This is a genomic window from Corynebacterium sp. 2571A, assembly GCF_055700935.1.
The window spans coordinates 449,600-468,337 of sequence record NZ_JASTTE010000002.1; the positions used below are offsets into that span (position 1 = coordinate 449,600).

At 66.9% G+C, this 18,738-nt stretch carries 16 protein-coding genes; 12 read left to right on the forward strand and 4 right to left on the reverse strand.

Going from position 1 to position 18,738, the window contains the following annotated elements:
* Positions 1-44 precede the first annotated feature (44 nt).
* Positions 45-404, forward strand: coding sequence for an Rv2175c family DNA-binding protein (locus QQS53_RS05520; RefSeq protein ID WP_472775056.1), 360 nt, complete (start codon positions 45-47; stop codon positions 402-404).
* 151 nt (positions 405-555) lie between these two features.
* Here QQS53_RS05520 and QQS53_RS05525 read toward each other — a convergent pair whose 3' ends face one another.
* From QQS53_RS05525 to QQS53_RS05540, 4 genes are all read right to left on the reverse strand, one after another.
* Complete coding sequence (locus QQS53_RS05525) at positions 556-1,560, reverse strand: HNH endonuclease signature motif containing protein (RefSeq protein ID WP_472774897.1); 1,005 nt, start codon at positions 1,558-1,560, stop codon at positions 556-558.
* A gap of 242 nt (positions 1,561-1,802) precedes the next feature.
* On the reverse strand, positions 1,803-3,293 hold the full coding sequence (locus QQS53_RS05530; protein WP_472774898.1) for an alpha-(1->6)-mannopyranosyltransferase A: 1,491 nt from the start codon (positions 3,291-3,293) through the stop codon (positions 1,803-1,805).
* 9 nt (positions 3,294-3,302) lie between these two features.
* Positions 3,303-4,394, reverse strand: coding sequence for a polyprenyl synthetase family protein (locus QQS53_RS05535; protein WP_472774899.1), 1,092 nt, complete (start codon positions 4,392-4,394; stop codon positions 3,303-3,305).
* An 11-nt stretch (positions 4,395-4,405) separates the two neighbouring features.
* Entirely contained in the window at positions 4,406-4,999 is a 594-nt protein-coding gene (locus QQS53_RS05540; RefSeq protein WP_472774900.1) for a GNAT family N-acetyltransferase, read from the reverse strand.
* Positions 5,000-5,231: 232 nt separating this feature from the next.
* Between QQS53_RS05540 and QQS53_RS05545 the strand changes: the two genes are divergently transcribed.
* The 11 genes from QQS53_RS05545 (at position 5,232) to QQS53_RS05595 (ending at position 18,730) form a co-directional block, all read left to right on the forward strand.
* Positions 5,232-5,675, forward strand: coding sequence for an SAV_6107 family HEPN domain-containing protein (locus QQS53_RS05545; RefSeq protein WP_472774901.1), 444 nt, complete (start codon positions 5,232-5,234; stop codon positions 5,673-5,675).
* A gap of 227 nt (positions 5,676-5,902) precedes the next feature.
* Positions 5,903-6,310 carry a DUF3040 domain-containing protein gene (locus QQS53_RS05550; protein WP_472774902.1) on the forward strand — a complete coding sequence of 136 codons (408 nt, stop codon included), beginning with the start codon at positions 5,903-5,905 and terminating at the stop codon, positions 6,308-6,310.
* Positions 6,311-6,789: 479 nt separating this feature from the next.
* A complete protein-coding gene (gene mraZ / locus QQS53_RS05555; RefSeq protein WP_296205687.1) occupies positions 6,790-7,224 on the forward strand; it encodes a division/cell wall cluster transcriptional repressor MraZ in 435 nt (144 codons plus the stop codon).
* A gap of 175 nt (positions 7,225-7,399) precedes the next feature.
* Positions 7,400-8,443, forward strand: coding sequence for a 16S rRNA (cytosine(1402)-N(4))-methyltransferase RsmH (rsmH, locus tag QQS53_RS05560; protein WP_472774903.1), 1,044 nt, complete (start codon positions 7,400-7,402; stop codon positions 8,441-8,443).
* Positions 8,440-9,294, forward strand: a complete 855-nt coding sequence (gene ftsL / locus QQS53_RS05565; RefSeq protein WP_472774904.1) for a cell division protein FtsL — start codon at positions 8,440-8,442, stop codon at positions 9,292-9,294. Before rsmH ends, ftsL begins: the two co-directional genes overlap by 4 nt.
* 244 nt (positions 9,295-9,538) lie before the next feature.
* The gene (locus QQS53_RS05570) at positions 9,539-11,395 is read left to right on the forward strand and encodes a peptidoglycan D,D-transpeptidase FtsI family protein (RefSeq protein ID WP_472775057.1); all 1,857 of its coding nucleotides are present in this window, start codon (positions 9,539-9,541) and stop codon (positions 11,393-11,395) included.
* Between the two features lie 12 nt (positions 11,396-11,407).
* A complete protein-coding gene (locus QQS53_RS05575) occupies positions 11,408-12,973 on the forward strand; it encodes a UDP-N-acetylmuramoyl-L-alanyl-D-glutamate--2,6-diaminopimelate ligase (RefSeq protein ID WP_472774905.1) in 1,566 nt (521 codons plus the stop codon).
* A complete protein-coding gene (locus QQS53_RS05580; RefSeq protein WP_472774906.1) occupies positions 12,970-14,502 on the forward strand; it encodes a UDP-N-acetylmuramoyl-tripeptide--D-alanyl-D-alanine ligase in 1,533 nt (510 codons plus the stop codon). Before QQS53_RS05575 ends, QQS53_RS05580 begins: the two co-directional genes overlap by 4 nt.
* Positions 14,503-14,578: 76 nt before the next feature.
* Positions 14,579-15,685: a phospho-N-acetylmuramoyl-pentapeptide-transferase gene (gene mraY, locus QQS53_RS05585; RefSeq protein ID WP_472774907.1), complete on the forward strand. Its 1,107-nt coding sequence runs from the start codon at positions 14,579-14,581 to the stop codon at positions 15,683-15,685.
* Positions 15,686-15,722: 37 nt separating this feature from the next.
* On the forward strand, positions 15,723-17,231 hold the full coding sequence (murD, locus tag QQS53_RS05590) for a UDP-N-acetylmuramoyl-L-alanine--D-glutamate ligase (RefSeq protein WP_472774908.1): 1,509 nt from the start codon (positions 15,723-15,725) through the stop codon (positions 17,229-17,231).
* Entirely contained in the window at positions 17,228-18,730 is a 1,503-nt protein-coding gene (locus tag QQS53_RS05595; protein WP_472774909.1) for an FtsW/RodA/SpoVE family cell cycle protein, read from the forward strand. The genes murD and QQS53_RS05595 overlap by 4 nt, the downstream gene beginning before the upstream one ends.
* Positions 18,731-18,738 lie beyond the last annotated feature (8 nt).

Here is an 18,738-nt window from a genome sequence, read left to right on the forward strand (position 1 = left end):
CCGGAGGATGTGCACACCGGCTACAGTAGAGTGCCGTGACTAGTATGGATGAATCTCTGGAAACCCTGCTCCGCGACGAACCGATGCTCACCCTGCCGCAGGTCGCCGACAAGCTCGGCATCGCGGTGACCCGCGTGCACGACCTGTTGAACGCGAAGAAAATTATTGCCTGGCGCACCGGCGACAAGAAGCTGGTCCCCGCGGCCTTCTTCAACGACAAGGACGCCATCAGCAAATTCGTTTCGGGAGCCATCACCGTGCTGTCGGACGGTGGCTACAGCGAGGACGAAATCCTTCGCCACCTCTTCACCGAGGACGAGTCCCTGCCGGGGCGTCCCATCGACGGCCTGCACGGGCACCTCGCGCGCGAAGTAATCCGGCGCGCGCAGGCCTCGGCCTTCTAAGGCACGCCGAGTAGGCGCTACGGAGTGGTTTCCGTGGCGCCTTTTCTTGTGCCTTTGCTTGTTGCCCGGCAGTCGCGGGGTTTGGTTGACTTTGTTGTTTCTTTTTCCTTGGCTGACCCCGTGTCAGCCGCCGGCCGTCAGCCGTTGGCCGCTAGGGCCCGCCGCTCCAGGGTGGGTCCCAGGTGACTGTGCCGTGTCTTCGGTTGACTCTCCCGTGTCTGGGGTAGGCGGGGTCGTCGTCGTTCCAGGAGTTATGGAACTCGCACAACAAGGTCAGGTTTTCTTGGTTGGTTTCTCCGCCGCCTGCCCAGGGGTGGATGTGGTGGACCTGGCACTCATCCGCAGGTTTGCGGCAGTTGGGCCAGGCGCATCGGGTGGTTTCGGCTTTGGCCATGTCCTTCTGCTTCGGTGAGGCATGCCGTTGGTAGCGGTATTGGTTGACCGGCCCGCGCCGTGGGTCTACCAAGGTGGCTAGGCCGGCGTCGAGGAGGCATTGGCGGACGTAGTCGGCACCGGTCATGGTGGTGCCGTTGCTCAGCTGCAGTGTGATCTCGTCCCCGTCGCCGGCAAGGATGTGCACCCAGTCCGGTAGGGAGATCACCACGTGGGTGGTCTTGGGCTGTTTTTCTAGCCCGCCGCTGAACAAGGCTTCCACGTCGGGGATGGTCTTGATTGATGCCCAGAGGTTTTCTACCAGCTGCGGGTCCCCGGTAATGGAGAAGGTGCTGGGTCCGTCTTTGCGGCGGGTCACGCGCACGCCTTCGGCGGGTGGGGCCGGGCGGTTGAGCTCCAAGACTTTTTGGTTGGCAAGCCGGCGGAGTTGTTTCGTGGTGCCGGGGGTGTTGCAGAGTTCGATGAGCATGGCCCAGGCGTCGCCCTGGTGGCGTACCCGGCGGAAGGCATTGTCCAACACCAAGAGGGTGTCCAGGTGATGGCCCTGAGAAGCGGCGGCTCGGCGGGCGGCGGCTTGCTTGCGCGTATAGGACGTTTTCCCGAAGAAGGTCTGGCAGGCACGGTGCTGCGCGGCGGCGGCGACGTCGGACATGACAGCCTTCATAGCGGGCAGGCTGAGCTGGCGGCACAGGTCCAAATACTGGATCCCGTCCGCGAAGATGGCGTGCGCTGCTTTGAGTGTGTCCATGGCTGTCGTTGTCATGACTCACACGCTAGAAGCACAGATCAACCCCTACAAGGGCCGGAATGCCGATCTGTGGATAACTCGGGGCAAAGTAACCATCCTGTACGGGCCCAGAAAGAGGCGAAAATGCCCGTTTTTGCGGCGCGAGCTGCCCTAAGGGCGAAAAATGGAGCAACGTGCCCAAGTAGGCACAAAGCTGGTCTCAACACGCGGCGCGGCTGTGGAGAACCCCGATTTGGGCGCCTCGGGAGTTGAACTCGTTACACCGCGGCGCGGGATGCTGAGGATAATTCCCGCCGCGGACGGGCGGGGAAAACCCACTCGGCGGCCAACCAGGACACGATGATGGAGCCGATGACCCACCACCAGTTGTAGAGCTGGTGGTTGCCGTCGCTGGAAAACGACACGGCCACGAAGACGGAGGCGCCGGTAGCGAGCTTGATGACCCACATCGGCGGCCGCGCCACGCCCACGAGCGAGATGACCGAGGCGTAGTACCACGGCAGCGTCACGGAGTTGAAGATGAACGCGACCTGGTAGGCGCCGGCGGTGCCTAGGACGGCATCGCGGATGCTGCGGCGGGAAATCCACCACACCAGGATTAGTCCCAGCAGCATGAGGAGCATCGACAGCGTGCGCATGATGCTCAGCACACTGTTGTAGGAAATATCCGGGTTGAAGATCTGGACCAGCGGCGCGACCACGTCGGTGACCAGCGTCGGGCCGGCCAGCGGGTTGATGACCTTGGCGTTGCCGGTAATCTCCGATAGCCAGCCCCAGGAGGACCCGGACGCCCAGGTAATGACGGCCACGACGGCGACGGTCTCAAGGACCATCACGGTGCCGGCCGCCACGAAGACGCCGAAGCGCTTGGCCACGCTGGAGGTCGCACGCGGGGCGAAGTGGTGGACCATGATCCAGACGACGAAGGGCATCGCGATGAAGGCGGTCGCCTTCAGGGCCACGGCGGCGGCGATCAGCGCCAGCCCGGACAGGAACTTGCGGCGCAGGGCCAGCAGCAGGCCCAGGGAGACCAAGCCGACCATGACGGATTCGTTGTGCATGCCGGCCACGAGGTGGAGCAGCATGACGGGGTTGGCCACGCCGAGCCAGAGCGCCATCGTGGGCGAGCCGCCGAGCTCCCGGGCGATCCGGGGTACCGACCAAGCAATCGCGGCGAAGCCGGCCAAGGAAATCAACTTGTAGACGAAGATACCCACGGCGACGTTGTCGCCGACCAGGGCGGTCACGCCGTCACCAATCCACAGGTGCAGCGGACCGTACGGGGTGGTGGTGTTGCGCCAGTCCTGGGAGACCTCAAGCAGGAAGGGACCGGGATTGACCACGGGGCCTTCCGAATACGGGTCGAAGCCGTCGCGGACCATGGCGCCCTGCATGAGGTAGGAATAGACGTCACGGGAGGCCAGCGGCGCGGCCACGATGAGCGGGGCCAGCCACCAGGCCAGCGTGTGCCGGACGGTACCCAGCGCCCCCTCGCGGGCGGGCGCGACGGTCTCCCGGCCCAGGAGGATCCAGGCGCCGACCAGGCAGAAGATGCCCACCCAAAACAGCGCCATGCCGAGGTTGCGGCCGTGGCCGTAGGCCAAAAAGCTCAGGTTGAGCGCCTCCAACAGGCCGCCGCGGTTGCGGGTGGCGCCGCCGGAAAAGGACGCGATAGCCAGCAGGATGGTCCCGGCGAGCCCGAGCGTTAGCGGGCGCGGGAGGCGGATGGTCAGTGGGGTCGTAGCCATGGCGCGGCGCTATTTCTGCCGGGAGGTGGCGCGAATGGCCAGGTCGCGCAGGGCAGCAGAGACCTTCTCGTCCACGCCGGCGGCGTGCAAGTGCCCCAGGCCGGATTCGGTCAGGGCATCGATGCGTTCCTCGATGGCCTCGACCGCGCCGGAGTCCTGGATGATCTGGGACATGGTGGCGATATCGGCCGGGTCGTCGGTGGTGCCGATCAGACGGCGTAGCGTGGCGGCCGCGGCGGGATCGGCTTGATCGGCGCGCTCCAGGGCCGTGGCCAGCAGGACGGTGCGCTTGCCTTCGCGCAGGTCGTCTCCGGCCGGCTTGCCGGTGACGGAGGGATCGCCGAAAACGCCTAGCTGATCGTCGCGCAGCTGGAAAGCCACGCCGATGTCGCGGCCGTAACCGCGGAAGGCATCGATAAGCGTGGGCGAGGCGCCGGCGATGGCGGCGCCTAGGTGGAGGGGGCGCTCGATGGTGTAGGCGGCGGTCTTGTAGCGGTTGACGGCATCGGCGAGCTCGACCGACTCGGAACCGGTGGCCTCTAAGGTGATGTCGAGCAGTTGCCCGCCGATGACCTCGGTGCGCATGGCGCGCCACGGCTCGCGGGTGCGGGCCAGGGCGGCGGCGCTGAGGCCGGAATCCTGCAGCATGTCCTCGGCCCAGGCCAGGGCCATGTCGCCGACGAGGATGGCGACGGACTCGCCGAAGAAGTCGGCGTCGCCGTGCCACTGCGCTTGACGATGCCGCCCTGCCACCGCGCGGTGCACCGTCGGCTTGCCGCGGCGGGTGCTGGAGGCGTCGATGATGTCATCGTGGATGAGCGCGCAGGCCTGGATGAACTCCAGGGAAGAGGCGGCGCGGAGGACGGCCTGGGGATCCTCGTCGCCGTCCAGTCCGCCGGCGCCGACGAAGCCCGCCCAGGCGTAGAGCGGGCGGATGCGCTTGCCGCCGCCGAGAACGAAGTCCTCGAGGTAGGCGATGGAGCGGGTAACCGGCGCGCCGATGGAGCCTACGACCGGCCGTCGCTCCTCCAGGAATTCCGCGAGGGTCGCGCGGGCGGCGTCGGGGATTTGCTCAAGCTGGGGAATATTGTCTGCGGTCACGCCTAGGTATCTTACCGGTCGCGGGTGGCGCTCCGGTGTTGCGCAACCGCCGGCAGCGGCAGCGGGGCGTACAAGAGGGCAAACGGGCGGGAATCGCCGGGGTAGCGGTGGTGGCGCAGTGCGTCCCGAAAGCCCAGCGAGCGGTAGAGGCCGAACGCCGAATTTCCCTCCTGGGGCACCTCCGGCGTCGACAGCGCGACGTAGTCGGCGGGCACGTTCCAGAGCAGCTCCGTGATCAACTTGCGGCCGATGCCGTGGTTTTGCATGCCGGGGCGCACGTGCACCTCGGCTAGCTCGAAATAGCTGCGCAGCAGCGCCCATTGCTGCTCGGTGGGGCCGCCCTTTTCGTAGAAGCCCCGGCGCAGCTGCCGGTCCCACCAGGTATCCGGCGAGCCGAGAAAGCCGTAGGCCAAGCCGACGATGCCGCTTTCGGTGGTGGCGACTACCGCGCTAAAGCCCGGGTGGGAAATCTCTCGGCGCCAGGCGTGGGTACGGCTGACGCGGATGGAGTCGTTGTAGTCCATCGCCTCGATGTAGATCTCGACGAGCTGGGGCGCGAGCAGGGAAAACTCTTGCGGGCTGAGGCGACGGATGGAGATGTTCACGAATCTATCGAAACATGTTTGGCCCCGCGGCGGGGCAATTAGCCTAATTAAAGGTGTTCGAACTAGCTCCCGAGTGTTCGAAAAGAAAGTTTTAATCCTGCTTGAGGGGTTGTGGAGTTCGAACACCTGAGCTATATTAAGAGGTGTGAGTCGGAGGTGTTCCTAGAGTAAACGGCAAAAGAAAACAATGGCGCTCCCGCAAGCGGCAGCTTCGGAGGGAAGGTGAACGGACATGGCACACGTAATCTCGGCAACTAGGCAGGCAACCACGCGGACCTCGCGCACCAGCGGCGTGGGGAAGCAGCAGCATTTCCTGCGTCAAGCGCGAATGCTGATTGAGCAAGCGCGGGAGTATGCGGCGGACGGACGTTTCGAGGAGGCCCTCGAGGTCGCCTACCAGGCGGGGCTGCGCACCGCGGGGGCGCGCATCGCGGTCTCCGTGGTGGCGCGCCGCAAGCGCAAGCCGTCGAGCGCCTGGGAGCAGCTCGCGCTTGTGAGCGCGGAGGATAAGGAGTGGGCGCAGGAATTCGGCCAGTACTCCAAGCTGCGCTCCCGCGTTTCCCTCGGGCTGGAGGACGGGGTCGAGGAAGACACCGTCTTCGAGCTGATGGGGTTGGCCGCGCGGTTTATGGCCGCCACCCATGCGGCCGCGGTGGAATCCGACTTTGCCGCCTAGGTGCTAGCGCCAGGTGCTGGCCCTAGTTGTTAGCCCTAGTTGTTAGCCCTAGTTGTTAGCCCTAGGGGTTGGCCCGGGGCTTAAGTTGGGCTTTGTATCTACGTTAGAATGGGGGAGGAAGTGGCAGGGCGGGAACTAAATGTTTGGCGCTCACGTTGAACACAGTGAAAGGCCGTCGTACAGGGCCGTATTTTAGGCAGCGGTCCCTAAGGTTTATTGGAGGTACAGTGTCTCTTTCGGAGCAGGAACAGCGCGCGCTACGGGAGCTCGAGCAGCAGCTGTTGGCTGAAGATCCCAAGTTCGGTGCCTCTGTAGCCCAGGCCTCGGCCGGGTCCCCGAGCGGGGCCGTGACCTTGCGCGGCGTGGCGCTGGTAGTTGTCGGGCTGGTCATGCTGGTGGGCGGCGTGGCCCTGGCGCAGAACAGCCTGTGGTTCGTGGTCCTGTCGATCCTGGGTTTCCTCGTCATGTTCGGCGCGGGCATCTGGATGCTCCGCGGTGGCGGTACCACGGGTGCGAAGTCGGGCAAGAGGAAATCGGGCTCCGGCCGGGGCGGCGCGGGGGCGTCGCGGTCCGGCGGTAGCTCGATGGGTAACAAGCTGGAAGAGAACTTCCGCCGCCGCTTCGAGGGCAACTAGAGCATCGAGCTAAGCGGCCTAGCTTTCCAGGCCCCTGGGAGGGATCCCAGGGGCCTTTTTCGTGTCTCCGCGTGGTCTACACACAATTCCCCACTTTCCCCCACGCTGGCCCCCGCGGGGCCTAGAACGGGGAGTGCTGCGCGGGGGCGGGCCTTCGGGAGGAGCGGCGCGTGCGGCATTAGGCCAGCTCGCGAGTCGCAGTAGTAGGGGCGTGTGCGCTTTGGGGCTAAAGAATCTTGTGGTAAAAGAGGTGCCTATGTGGCGTCTGAGGCCTCGAAAACGCCGCGCCTGGGGATTTCTCCCCACTATTTTTATTACCTCTGACCTGTGGTTATGTGGCGAGTGGGTGATGGGTGGGGCGCGGTGGGTGTTGAAAGTGGGGGAAAGTGGGGTAAAGTGGGGCGCAGCGGTGGAGAAGTCGAACTTTGAGACCGTGGAGAAATGTCGGAGTTATCGAGCCAAGGAAGGTGGACGCCGGGATGTTTCTCGGAACCTACACTCCGAAGCTTGATGACAAAGGACGCCTAACGCTTCCGGCTAAGTTTCGAGATGAGCTAGCTGGCGGACTGATGGTGACTAAGGGGCAGGACCACTCACTAGCGGTTTACCCGCGCGAGGAGTTTGCGGAACGAGCTCGAAAAGCAGCGGCCGTGTCCCGGACGAACCCCACCGCCCGTGCGTTCATTCGTAACTTGGCAGCGAGCGCCGATGAGCAACGCCCGGATGGGCATGGCCGTATCACGTTGTCCGCAGGACACCGCGAATACGCCAACCTTTCCAAAGAGTGCGTGGTTGTCGGTTCAGTGGATTTTCTCGAGATTTGGGACGCAGCCGCTTGGGCTGAGTACCAAGAGCAAACTGAAGACGCCTACTCGGCGGCGGATGCGGACGACGTCCTGTCCGGCCTGCTGTAGAAGGCAGTTCACAACTCAACAGAGTGCGTGTACGGACTCTGTCCGAAGTGGAGTAGCTGGTGTACTTCCCCGACATCAGAACCCATTTCGGGCAGGGCCCTATACGCACTTAATTTGTCCCGACAACCCACCGCGGCCAAATCCCAAGCTACTTCGTTTACGGAAAGGGGGCACCATGGCTTCAGCTGAACGCAACAACCACGGCCACGTGCCCGTGATGCGTGAGCGTATGGCTGAGCTGCTCGCGCCCGCCGTGGCGAAGGCGGAAGCAGAGACCCCGGGCGGCGCCGTCCTAGTGGATGGCACGCTTGGCGCGGGCGGCCACACGGAATACTTCCTGGAGACCTTCCCGGAGGTGTCGGTGATTGGCATCGACCGCGATGGGGCATCGTTGGCGGCGGCCCGCGAGCGCCTGGCGAAGTTCGGGGACCGCTTCGTGGGCGTGCAGGCGCGCTTCGACGAGGTGGGCGACGAGATTGCCCGGCCGGCCACCCCGCACGCGGTTTTGGACAAGGCGCGGGAGTGGGGCATCGCGGGCGCGTTGTTTGACCTGGGGGTGTCGTCGATGCAGCTGGACCAGGCCGAGCGCGGCTTCGCCTACAGCCAGGACGCGCCGCTGGACATGCGTATGGACCCCAGCCAGGGGATTACCGCGGCGGATGTGCTCAACACCTACGACCACGGCAACCTGGCGCGCATCCTTAAGACCTACGGGGACGAGCGTTTCGCCGGCAAGATTGCCAGCGCCGTCGTGCGCGAGCGCGAGAAGGAACTCTTCCGTGACTCGGCGCGGCTGGTGGAGCTTTTGTACGCCACCATCCCGGCGGCGACCCGGCGCACGGGCGGGCACCCGGCCAAGCGCACCTTCCAGGCACTGCGCGTGGAGGTCAACCGCGAGCTGGAGGCCATCGAGCAGGTGCTGCCGGTTATCGCCGCGGCGCTGCGCGTCGGCGGCCGCGCGGTGTTTATGAGCTACCAGTCCCTGGAGGACCGGCTGGTCAAGCAGTTCTTCAAGGAGCAATCGACGTCGTCGACCCCGGAGGGCCTGCCGATGGACCTGCCAGGCACCGAACCGGACTACCGGGTGGCAACCCGCGGGGCGGAGAAGGCCTCTAAGGCCGAAATCGCCGAGAACCCGCGGGCCGCCTCGGTGCGGGTGCGGGCACTGGAGCGAATAGCCGGCACCCCGCAGCTGCTTTCCCCGGGAGGCACGCCATGACCCAGACCACTCGACACACCACCCGCCAATCCTCGACGAAGGGACACCGCTCCATGGGAGCTAGCCGAGATTTCACCACCGGAGAAGATACCGGAGCAGCCACCGCACTGCTCGAGCGGGATGGCCGCCGCGGCGCCCAGCGCACCGCGCGAACCCGGACCCCGGAACGCTGGGATGTGCGCCCGCGGCGCAGCTCGCACGGCACGACCAGCCCGCACGGCCCGCGCTACCAGCGCCTGGGCTCCCAGCAGGTGGTCTCCCAGCGCGGCCGCCGGCTGACCCCGATCAAGAAGAACTCACTGTTCGCCCGCCTGTCGGCAGTGGCCATCGTGCTGCTTATCGGCGGCGTGTGCCTGGCCATGTGGCTGTCGGGACTGTCGACCTCCCAGACTTTCAAGATCCAGCAGCTCTCCGCGCAGGAATCGCAGCTGGGCAACCAGATTGAAACGCTGAACCGCGACCTGGAAAACGTGCGCTCCACCGCGGACGTGGCCCGCCGCGCCGCGGACGCGAACATGGGCGTGCCCACCAACCCCGGCGTCGTCGAGGTCGGCGAGGACGGCAAGGTAGAGGAGAAGCGCGCGGCGACGGACGAGCAGGAATCCATCATCGACGTCAACGGCACGGCGATCCGCCCGGGCCGCGCCTCCAGCAACCCGGACGACACGGAAGGCATGTCCGATAGCCTGAACGCGACGCCGGACGGGCATCGTTCGCCGCAGGCACAGTCCGAGCGTTCGGGCGAGGGCCGCGAGCAAAACCGTGAGCAGAACGCGGAATCGAATGCACCACGCGCGGACGAGTTACCGGATCTGCCGGTCCGTGCCCCGTATTCTGGAGCCGGGAATTAGCAGTTGCTTTGGGCAGCCGGGTGGTTGTCCCAGAGGAAATGAATAAGGCAGGTGACTTACCACCGTGACGTCACGGAATCCGGGATCGCGCCCGCACCGGCGGTATCGCGATACCGGCGCGCGGGTGGGGCAATCGGCACGTCAGCCGCGCGCCGGCGGCCACAGCTACGGCACCGCCGCGGAGAAGACGCGGCCGGCTAGCACCCAGCCGCAGGTCAAGAAGCTCTACAAGAATTCGCACATGATGTCCCGCCGCCTGCGGTTCATCATGGCTTTCCTGTTGGTGGGCATGCTGGTACTGGTGGGACGCCTGGCCTGGGTGCAGGTCGTCTGGGGCCCGGATCTGTCGGCTAAGGCTATGGAGCAGCGCTCCCGGGTCTACGTGGAGCCGGCCCGCCGCGGCGAAATCACCGATAGCGATGGGCAGCGCCTGGCCTATACCATGCAGGCCCGCTCCCTGACCGTCTCGCCGACGCGCTTGCGCAAGGAGCTGGAGGAGCAGTTCACCAACGAACTTAGCGCCGAGGGCGCTAGCGGCGACGATCTGAAGAAGAAGGCCGGCGAGGCCGTCGATGACCGCCTGAAGGAGATGTCCAAGGGCATCCCGAAGATGATCAAGGACGCCGGCGCCGAGGTCGGCAGCGTTGACGACAAGGAGATCCTCGACAAGCTGAAGGCGGACACCCAGTACGAGGTGCTGGTGCGCAACGTGGATCCGGACGTGGCCGTAGAAATCGCCGAGGAATACCACGGCGTGGCCGCCGACCACCAGGACATCCGCCAGTACCCGAACGGTGCCATCGCCGAGAACGTGATTGGCAAGGTCTCCATGGACGGCCAGGGCCAGTTCGGCCTGGAGGCCTCCGGCGACTCGACGCTGACGGGCATCGACGGGCGCAAGACCGAGGACGTCTCCACGGACGGGCAGCCCATCCCGGGCACCCTGCGCGACGAGGTCAACGCCGTCGACGGCGCCAACGTCCACCTGACGCTGGACCTGGACCTGCAGACCTTCGTGCAGCAGAAGCTGGAGAAGGCCAAGGCCAATTCGCAGGCCAAGTCCGCCGAGGCCGTGGTGCTGGACTCGGCCACCGGCGAGGTTCTCGCCATGGCGAATACGGATACCATCGACCCCAACGAGGACATCGAAAAGCAGGTCAAGGCCGGCAAGGGCTTCGAGAACCCGTCGATCTCCCACCCCTACGAGCCGGGCTCGGTGGCCAAGATCGTCACCGCCGCCGCGGCCATCGAGGAGGGCGTGACCACCCCGGAGGAGGTCCACCAGGTCCCGGGCTCCATCGACATGGCCGGTGTGACGGTCAACGACGCCTGGCAGCACGGCGTCGAGCCCTACACCACGGCCGGCATCTTCGGTAAGTCCTCCAACGTCGGCACGCTCATGCTGGCCGAGAAGCTGGGGGACAAGACCTACTCGAAGTACCTCGACGCCTTCGGGCTGGGCAACGCCAGCGGCATCGAGCTGCCGAACGAGTCCGGCGGCCTGGTACCGGCCTTCGAGCAGTGGTCCGGCGGCACCTTCGCCAACCTGCCGATCGGCCAGGGCATGTCCTGGACGACGCTGCAGATGGCGAGTGTCTACCAGACCATCGCGAACGAGGGCGAGCGCATCACCCCGCGCATCATCAAGGACATCGACGGCGAAAGCGGCGAGGACCGCATCCACTCCGAGCCGGAGAAGACCCAGGTCATCAGCCCGGCCGCGGCGAAGACCACCCTGGACATGTTCCGGGCGGTTTTCCAGGAGGACCCGGCGGGCGTGCAGTCCGGCACGGCGCAAGGCAACGGCATCGACGGCTACCAGCTGTCCGGCAAGACCGGCACGGCCCAGAAGGTCGACCCGAACACGGGGGCGTATTCTAATTCCGCCTACTGGATCACCTTCGCGGGCGTGGCCCCGGCGGATGACCCGCGCTTCGTGGTCGCCATCATGCTGGACGAGCCGAAGTCGGGCGTCAACGACGACGGGTCGGGCGGGCAGTCCGCGGCGCCGGTCTTTAGCGACATCGCCGGCTGGCTGCTCAACCGAGACAACATACCCACCTCTCCGGAGGGCAAGAACCTTAAACTGCGGGCGGAATAGGAGAACATCACCATGGCACGTACGCTAGCTCGACTGGCACAGCTGGCCGGCGGGAGCCTGAGCGGCTCGCCGGAGACGGAAGTTAGCAGCATCGGACTGGACTCGCGCTCCATCGCCCCGGGCGGGATGTTCGCGGCCTTGCCGGGCCTTCACGCCCACGGCGCGCGTTTCGCCGCCGACACCCCGGCAGCGGCGGTGCTTACCGATGCCGCCGGCGCGGAAATCCTCGACGCCGCCGGCGACACCCGACCCCGGCTGGTGGTCGAGGACATCCGGGCCGTGCTGGGGGATATCTCCGCCGAAATCTACGACCACCCGTCGGCCGACCTGACCATCCTGGGCGTTACCGGGACCTCCGGAAAGACCACCACTAGCTACCTGCTGGAGGCCGGGCTGCTGGCCGCCGGCTACCAGGTAGGCCTTATCGGCACCACCGGCACGCGCATCAACCGCACCCCGGTGCCCACGTCGCTGACCACGCCGGAAGCCCCCAAACTCCAAGAACTTTTCGCGCAGATGCGCGACCAGGGGGTCACCCACGTGGTCATGGAGGTCTCCTCCCACGCCCTGGCACTGGGCCGCGTGAAGGGCACGCGCTTTGCCGTGGGCGGGTTCACCAACCTCTCGCAGGACCATCTGGACTTCCACCCGACCATGGAAGACTATTTCCTGACCAAGGCCCGCCTGTTCACCGGCCCCGAGGCCGCCGCGGCTGCGGTCATCTGCGTCGACGATTCCTGGGGCCAGCGGCTGGTGGAACTGTCCCGCGCGGCGGGCACCCCCACCGCGGAGGTCGCCACCGCCGAGAAGGCCGTAACAACCAACGCGGGCAAGGTCATTTCCGCCCACCACACCGCGGTGGAACCGACCGGCGAACAGCACGGCGTGCTCAGCCTGGAGGGCAAGGACTACCAGTTCACGGTCCCGCTACCGGGCAAGTTCAACGTAGCCAACGCCGCCCTGGCAGCCGGGATGGCCGCCGCGGCCGGAGTGGACGTGGAGGCCTTCCTGAAGGGCGTGGCCGGCGTCGCGGTGCCGGGGCGCATGCAGCGCGTGGACTGCGGCCAGGATTTCGTCGCCGTGGTCGACTACGCCCACAAGCCGGCGGCCGTGGCCGCGGTCCTGGACACGCTGCGCGAGCAGATTCGGACCTCCGAGCGCCCGGAGGGGCGCATCGGCATTGTCATCGGCGCCGGCGGCGACCGGGATTCTTCCAAGCGCCCGCTGATGGGGCAGGCCGCGGCCAGCCGCGCCGACTACGTCGCGGTCACCGACGACAACCCCCGCACCGAGGACCCGACTCCCATCCGCGCAGCCGTACTGGCAGGTGCGAAGGAGGCCGCCGCCGAGCGCGACGACGAGGTCACCTTGGCAGAGTACGCCTCCCGCGCCGCGGCCATCGACGCGGCTATCCAGTGGGCAGAGCCTGGCGATGCGATTATCGTGGTAGGCAAAGGCCACGAAGTCGGCCAGATCGTGGGGGACACGGTCCACCACTTTGACGACCGGGAAGAGGTACAGCGCGCACTGGAAACTAAGACCTCCGGCACCACGCCGGCGGGGAAGGAAGAAGCATGATTGAGCTAACGCTAAAAGAGATAGCCGAGATCACCGGCGGCTATCTGGACGAGGTCGATGACCCGCAGGCTCAGGTCACCAGCTTCGTCGAATTCGATTCGCGCAAGATCACCCCGGGCGGGCTGTTTTTGGCCCTGCCCGGCGCCCGCGTCGATGGGCACGACTACGCCCGCGCGGCCGTCGATCAGGGCGCGGTGGCCGTGCTGGCCGCCCGCCCGGTGGGCGTGCCCGCAATCGTCGTCGAACCCACCGGCCGCGTGGAGGGCGACGGCGCGAACGCTGATATCTACGCCCACGACGCCGACGGGTCTGCCGCCGCTGTCATCCGCGCCCTCTCAGCGCTGGCCCAGGCGGTCACCCGCCGGCTGGCCGACCACGGCAACCTGACCATCGTCGGAGTGACCGGCTCGGCCGGCAAGACCTCGACCAAGGACCTGATGGCGGCCATTTTCCACTGCGCGGGCGAGACCGTCGCCCCGCCCGGCTCCTTCAACAACGAGGTCGGACACCCCTACACCGCGCTGCGGTGCGACTGGCAGACCAAGTACCTGGTCGCGGAGATGTCGGCGCGCGGCATCGGCCACATCCGCCACCTGGCGGACATCGCCCGCCCGACCATCGGCGCGGTGCTCAACGTGGGCTCGGCCCACCTGGGTGAGTTCGGCTCCCGCGAAAACATCGCCCAGGCCAAGGGCGAGCTGGTCGAGGCCCTACCGGCGGCCGCCGAGGGCGGGGTAGCGGTGCTCAACGCCGACGACTCCTTTGTCGCCGCCATGGCGAAGCGCACAGACGCCAAGGTCGTCTACTACTCCGCGGCGAACCCGCCGGCGCCGGAGGCTGACTACACCGCTACCGACGTGGAGCTCGACGACGTTGCGCGCGCCGCGTTTACCCTCCACTCGCCGAACGCCGCCCCGCAGCGCATCAAGCTGCAGGTCTTCGGCGTCCACCAGGTCTCCAACGCCCTGGCGGCGGCCGCCTCGGCCATCGAGTCGGGGATCCCGGCGGAGCAGGTCGCCGCGGCGCTGAGCGGGCACCGGAACGCCTCCGCGAACCGGATGGACGTCTACAGCCGCCCGGACGGGGTCACCATCATCAACGACTCCTACAACGCCAACCCGGACTCCATGCGCGCGGCCATCGCGGCGCTGGGGTATACCACCGCGGCGCGCCCGGACGCCCGGGCGATTGCGGTCTTGGGCGAGATGGGCGAGCTGGGCGCGGAAGCCGAGCACGCCCACCAGCAGCTGGGCGCGGAACTGGCGAAGTACAACGTGGACCGGCTGATCATCGTCGGTGATTCCCCGGCCTGCCGGGCGCTGGCCGCCGCGGCCGCCGACCGCGGGATCACCACGACCGTCGGGGCGGACCACGCGCAGGCCGCCCAGCTGGTCGAGGAAACCCTGCGCACCCCGCCCGCCGGGGTGGAGCAGTGGTCGCAGCGCGCGGCGAAGGACGTGGTGCTCATCAAGGCATCGAACGCCCAGCAGCTGTGGCGGGTAGCTGCAAACCTAAAGGGCGAGGGCTAGAACCACCTCGATAAGATAAGCTCGCGCAGAATTTTCTTCAGACTGCTTTTGTTGTATTAGAAGGACCACGTTCACAGTGACCCAAATTATTCTCTCCGGCGTAATTAGCTTTATCGTCGCGATTTTCTTCACACCCTGGCTGATCCGGTATTTCTCCCACGCCGGCAAGGGGCAAGAGATCCGCGAAGACGGCCCTAAGTCGCACCTGCGCAAGCGCGGGACCCCGACCATGGGCGGTCTGGCGATCCTAGCCGGCATCGTCGTGGCCTACCTGACCACGGGCTTCTACGGGTTGGTTTCCGGCAAAGGCGGGTTCACTGTCTCCGGCGTCCTGGTCCTGGGCTTGACCCTGGGGCTGGGCGGCCTGGGCTTTGCGGACGACTTCATCAAGCTGTTCAAGGCCCGCAACCTGGGCCTGAACAAGAAGGCCAAGCTCATCGGGCAGCTCGCGCTCGCCCTGGCCTTTGGCTTCCTGGCGCTGCAGTTCCCGGACGACAACGGCCTGACCCCGGCCTCGACCAAGCTGTCGATGTTCCGCGAGATCGACACCTTCGACATCGCCGTGGGCGGCGCCGTCATCGGCACCATCGTCTTCCTGGTCTTCATGTATATCCTCATCGCGGCCTGGTCGAACGCGGTCAACCTCACCGACGGCCTGGATGGGCTGGCGGCCGGCACGACCGCCTTCGTGATGGGCGCCTACAGCCTGATCACCTTCTGGCAGTTCCGCAACGCCTGCGGCGCCGACCACGCCGCCGGCTGCTACGAGGTCCGGGATCCGCTGGACCTGGCCATCCTGGCCGCGGCCGGGCTGGGCGGCTGCCTGGGCTTTCTGTGGTGGAACGCTGCCCCGGCCAAGATCTTCATGGGGGACACGGGCTCCCTGGCGCTCGGCGGCCTGGTCGCGGGCATCTCCGTGACCACCCACACCGAGCTGCTGATGATCATCATCGGTTCCCTGTTCGTGGTGGAGGCGGCCTCCGTGGTCATCCAGGTCGCCGTCTTCAAGACGACCGGCAAGCGCTTTTTCCGCATGGCGCCCATCCACCACCACTTCGAAAACGGTGGATGGCCGGAGACCTCCGTGGTCATCCGCTTCTGGCTGCTGGCCGGCATGGCCGCCATGCTGGGCGTGGCCCTGTTCTACGCAGACTGGCTGACTGCCGCGGGCATCGGAATCTAGAAACTGAAGATAAAGGTTAGGAGCCTTCGATAACACCATGACTTTGCACACGGCGCGTAGTCTGCCCGCGGACCTGGCCCAGGCCCGCCGGGTGCTGGTAGCGGGCGCGGGCGTATCCGGGCGCGGCTGTGCTCGCGTGCTGGACCGCCTGAACCTCGAGGTCACCATCGCCGACGACAACCCGCAGGCGCGGCAGCAGGGCCTGGCCGATTGCGGCGCGCGGGCGACCGGGATGAGTACCGCGGAGGCTATGGCGATTGCCGCCGACGGCCAGATCGACCTGGTGGTGACCTCCCCGGGCTGGCGCCCGGACTCGCCGCTGCTTACCGCCTACCGTGACGCCGGCGTCGAGGTCATCGGCGACGTCGAGCTGGCCTACCGCCTGGACGCGGCCGGCACCTTCGGCGCGCCGCGCCAGTGGCTGGTCATCACCGGCACCAACGGCAAGACCACTACCACCGGCATGCTGGCGGCCATCATGCAGGCAGACACTAGTCGCACCGGCCGCCGCGCGGTGTCGGTGGGCAACATCGGGGTCTCCGTCTTCGACGCCATCCAGGACAACGATCGCGTCGACGTGCTGGTCGCTGAGCTGTCGTCTTTCCAGTTGCACTGGGCCAGCCAGCTGCGCCCGGACGTGGGGGTGCTGCTGAACTTGGCCGAGGATCACCTCGACTGGCACGGCAGCTTCGACAACTACGCCGCGGACAAGGCCAAGGTCATGCACGCAGGCATCGCTATCGCCGGTGCGGACGACGCGCACGTGATGGAGCTGGTCGCCCGCGCCCGCCAGTCCGGCGACCTGGCCCCGCAGGTCTATTCCTTTAGCTCCCAGACCCCGCTGGCCGGCCAGGTCGGCGTGGAGGGCGGGCGAATTATCGCCCGCCTGGACGGCGAGGACCTAGACCTAGTCTCCGCCGACGGGGTGGAGCCGGCCGGATTGGCCGGGGTTTTGGACGCCTGCGCGGCGGCAGCGGCCGGGCTGGCCGCCGGCGCGAGCCGCGAAGCCGTGGAAGCAGGCCTGGGGGCCTACCACGTCGCCGGCCACCGCGGCGCGGTCGTGCACCGCCACGGCGGGGTCAGCTTCATCGACAACTCCAAGGCCACCAACCCGCACGCCGCCGACGCCGCCCTGGAGGGCCTCGACCGGGTCATCTGGCTGGTCGGCGGGCAGCTCAAGGGGGCAGATGTCAGCGAGCTGGTCGCCACCCACGCCGACCAGCTCAAGGCCGCCGTCGTGCTGGGCACAGACCGGCAGCTGGTGGCGCGGGCCCTAAGCGCCCACGCCCCGCAGGTCCCCGTGACCGTCTTAGACGAGCAGGACCCGCAGGCGGCCATGGATGGCGCAGTCGCGGCGGCCTGGCAACACGCCGAGGCGGGGGATACCGTACTTCTGGCCCCGGCTGCGGCATCGTTAGACATGTACACCGGGATGGCGCAGCGCGGCGACTTCTTTGCCGCCGCAGCCCGCGCTCTCACGGAGCAATCCGCCCACGACGCCGCCCAGGATGCCGGAGAAGATACCGAGGAGAAGCCAGCGCAATGACCTCCACAACGCAGAAGTCAGCCAAGCCCGGCCACCGGGTGGCTAATTTCCTCGAGCGCAGCCTCGAGCAGATGAACAAGTGGCCGGGGCTGGACTATCTGATGTTGCGGATCATCATCTTCCTGCTCGTCGGCATCGGTGTGACGATGGTCTTCTCGTCGTCTATGGCCGAGTCCCTCGTGGAATCCGGCCTGGTCTGGGGCCAGGCGCTGCGCCAGACCGCGATGGTCCTGGTCGGCCTCCTGGCCTTCTGGGTCGCGCTGAAGATCCCACCGCGGGCCATGCGCTGGGCCATCCCATGGATCCTGTTGTTGTCCATCGTGCTGCTCATCCTCGTGCTCATCCCGGGGGTGGGTACCGGCCGCGCGGAGGTCGGCTCCCAGTCGTGGATCATCCTGGGACCGATTTCCTTGCAGCCCTCGGAGCTGGCGCGCGTGGCCATCGGGCTCTTCGGTGCCTCGGCGCTGGCCAACAAGCAGCACCGCCCGAAGGACCTGCTGGATCCGTTCATGGTCTATTCCGCCATCGCGGGCCTGATGTTCCTGCTGATTATCCTCCAGGGCGACCTGGGCATGGCCATGTCTTTCGCCGTGGTGGTCGTGTTCACCCTGTTTTTCGCCGGCGTGGACTGGCGCGTGGTCGCCTCGATTATCGGTCTGGCGGTCGCGGGCGTCGTCTTCGTCTTTCTCTCGGGCGGCTTCCGCTCGCACCGTTTCCACACCTACTTCGACGCCCTGGTGGGCAACATCCAGGACACCCAGGGCACCGGCTTCCAGGCCTACCAGGGTTTCCTCTCGCTAGCCGACGGCGGCGTCGCCGGCGTGGGCATCGGCCAGTCCCGCGCCAAGTGGTTCTACCTGCCGGAGGCCAAGAACGACTTCATCTTCGCCGTGGTGGGCGAGGAGCTCGGCCTGTGGGGCGGCGCACTCGTCATCGTGCTCTTCGCCCTGCTGGGGTTCTTCGGCATCCGCACCGCCCTGCGCGCGCAGAACCAGTTCCACGCCCTCATGGCGGCGACCCTGACCACCGGCGTGGTGGCCCAGGCCTACTTCAACATCGGCTACGTCGTCGGCCTGCTACCGGTGACCGGCATCCAGCTGCCGATGATCTCGGCCGGCGGCACCGCGGCAATCATCACCATCGGCTCCATGGGCCTGTTGTGTAACGTGGCCCGGCACGAGCCGGAGGCAGTCTCGGCCATGCGCAACTACGGGCGTCCGCTCTTCGACCGGCTCTTCTTCATCGCGGAGCCGGAGCCGGCCGATGCCGCCCCGCGCGGCGGCCGTCGCCGCGCCGACGGTTCGGGCGCGCCCCGGGACCGCCGCCCCGAGCGCCCGGGTGCCAGCCCCCAAAAGCGGGGCAGTGCCCGCAGACAGCAGCAGCGTGAGGAGCGTTTCGGCTCCCCGGTGACCGGCCGGACCCGCCCGGTGCGCTCCACGCCGCGTGGGCAGGATTCCACCGGGCGCGGCGGGGACAGGAACCCGCGCCGGCGCTGGTAGCCTGTAGT

Excerpts from the sequence above, each read along its gene's own strand:
- QQS53_RS05570 (WP_472775057.1), top strand. The coding sequence starts at position 9,539 with ATGTCCCGCCGCCTGCGGTTCATCATGGCTTTCCTGTTGGTGGGCATG.
- QQS53_RS05545 (WP_472774901.1), top strand. The coding sequence starts at position 5,232 with ATGGCACACGTAATCTCGGCAACTAGGCAGGCAACCACGCGGACCTCG.
- murD (WP_472774908.1), top strand. The coding sequence starts at position 15,723 with ATGACTTTGCACACGGCGCGTAGTCTGCCCGCGGACCTGGCCCAGGCC.
- QQS53_RS05530 (WP_472774898.1), bottom strand. The coding sequence starts at position 3,293 with ATGGCTACGACCCCACTGACCATCCGCCTCCCGCGCCCGCTAACGCTC.
- QQS53_RS05525 (WP_472774897.1), bottom strand. The coding sequence starts at position 1,560 with ATGACAACGACAGCCATGGACACACTCAAAGCAGCGCACGCCATCTTC.
- mraZ (WP_296205687.1), top strand. The coding sequence starts at position 6,790 with ATGTTTCTCGGAACCTACACTCCGAAGCTTGATGACAAAGGACGCCTA.
- QQS53_RS05575 (WP_472774905.1), top strand. The coding sequence starts at position 11,408 with ATGGCACGTACGCTAGCTCGACTGGCACAGCTGGCCGGCGGGAGCCTG.
- rsmH (WP_472774903.1), top strand. The coding sequence starts at position 7,400 with ATGGCTTCAGCTGAACGCAACAACCACGGCCACGTGCCCGTGATGCGT.
- ftsL (WP_472774904.1), top strand. The coding sequence starts at position 8,440 with ATGACCCAGACCACTCGACACACCACCCGCCAATCCTCGACGAAGGGA.
- QQS53_RS05580 (WP_472774906.1), top strand. The coding sequence starts at position 12,970 with ATGATTGAGCTAACGCTAAAAGAGATAGCCGAGATCACCGGCGGCTAT.
- QQS53_RS05595 (WP_472774909.1), top strand. The coding sequence starts at position 17,228 with ATGACCTCCACAACGCAGAAGTCAGCCAAGCCCGGCCACCGGGTGGCT.
- QQS53_RS05520 (WP_472775056.1), top strand. The coding sequence starts at position 45 with ATGGATGAATCTCTGGAAACCCTGCTCCGCGACGAACCGATGCTCACC.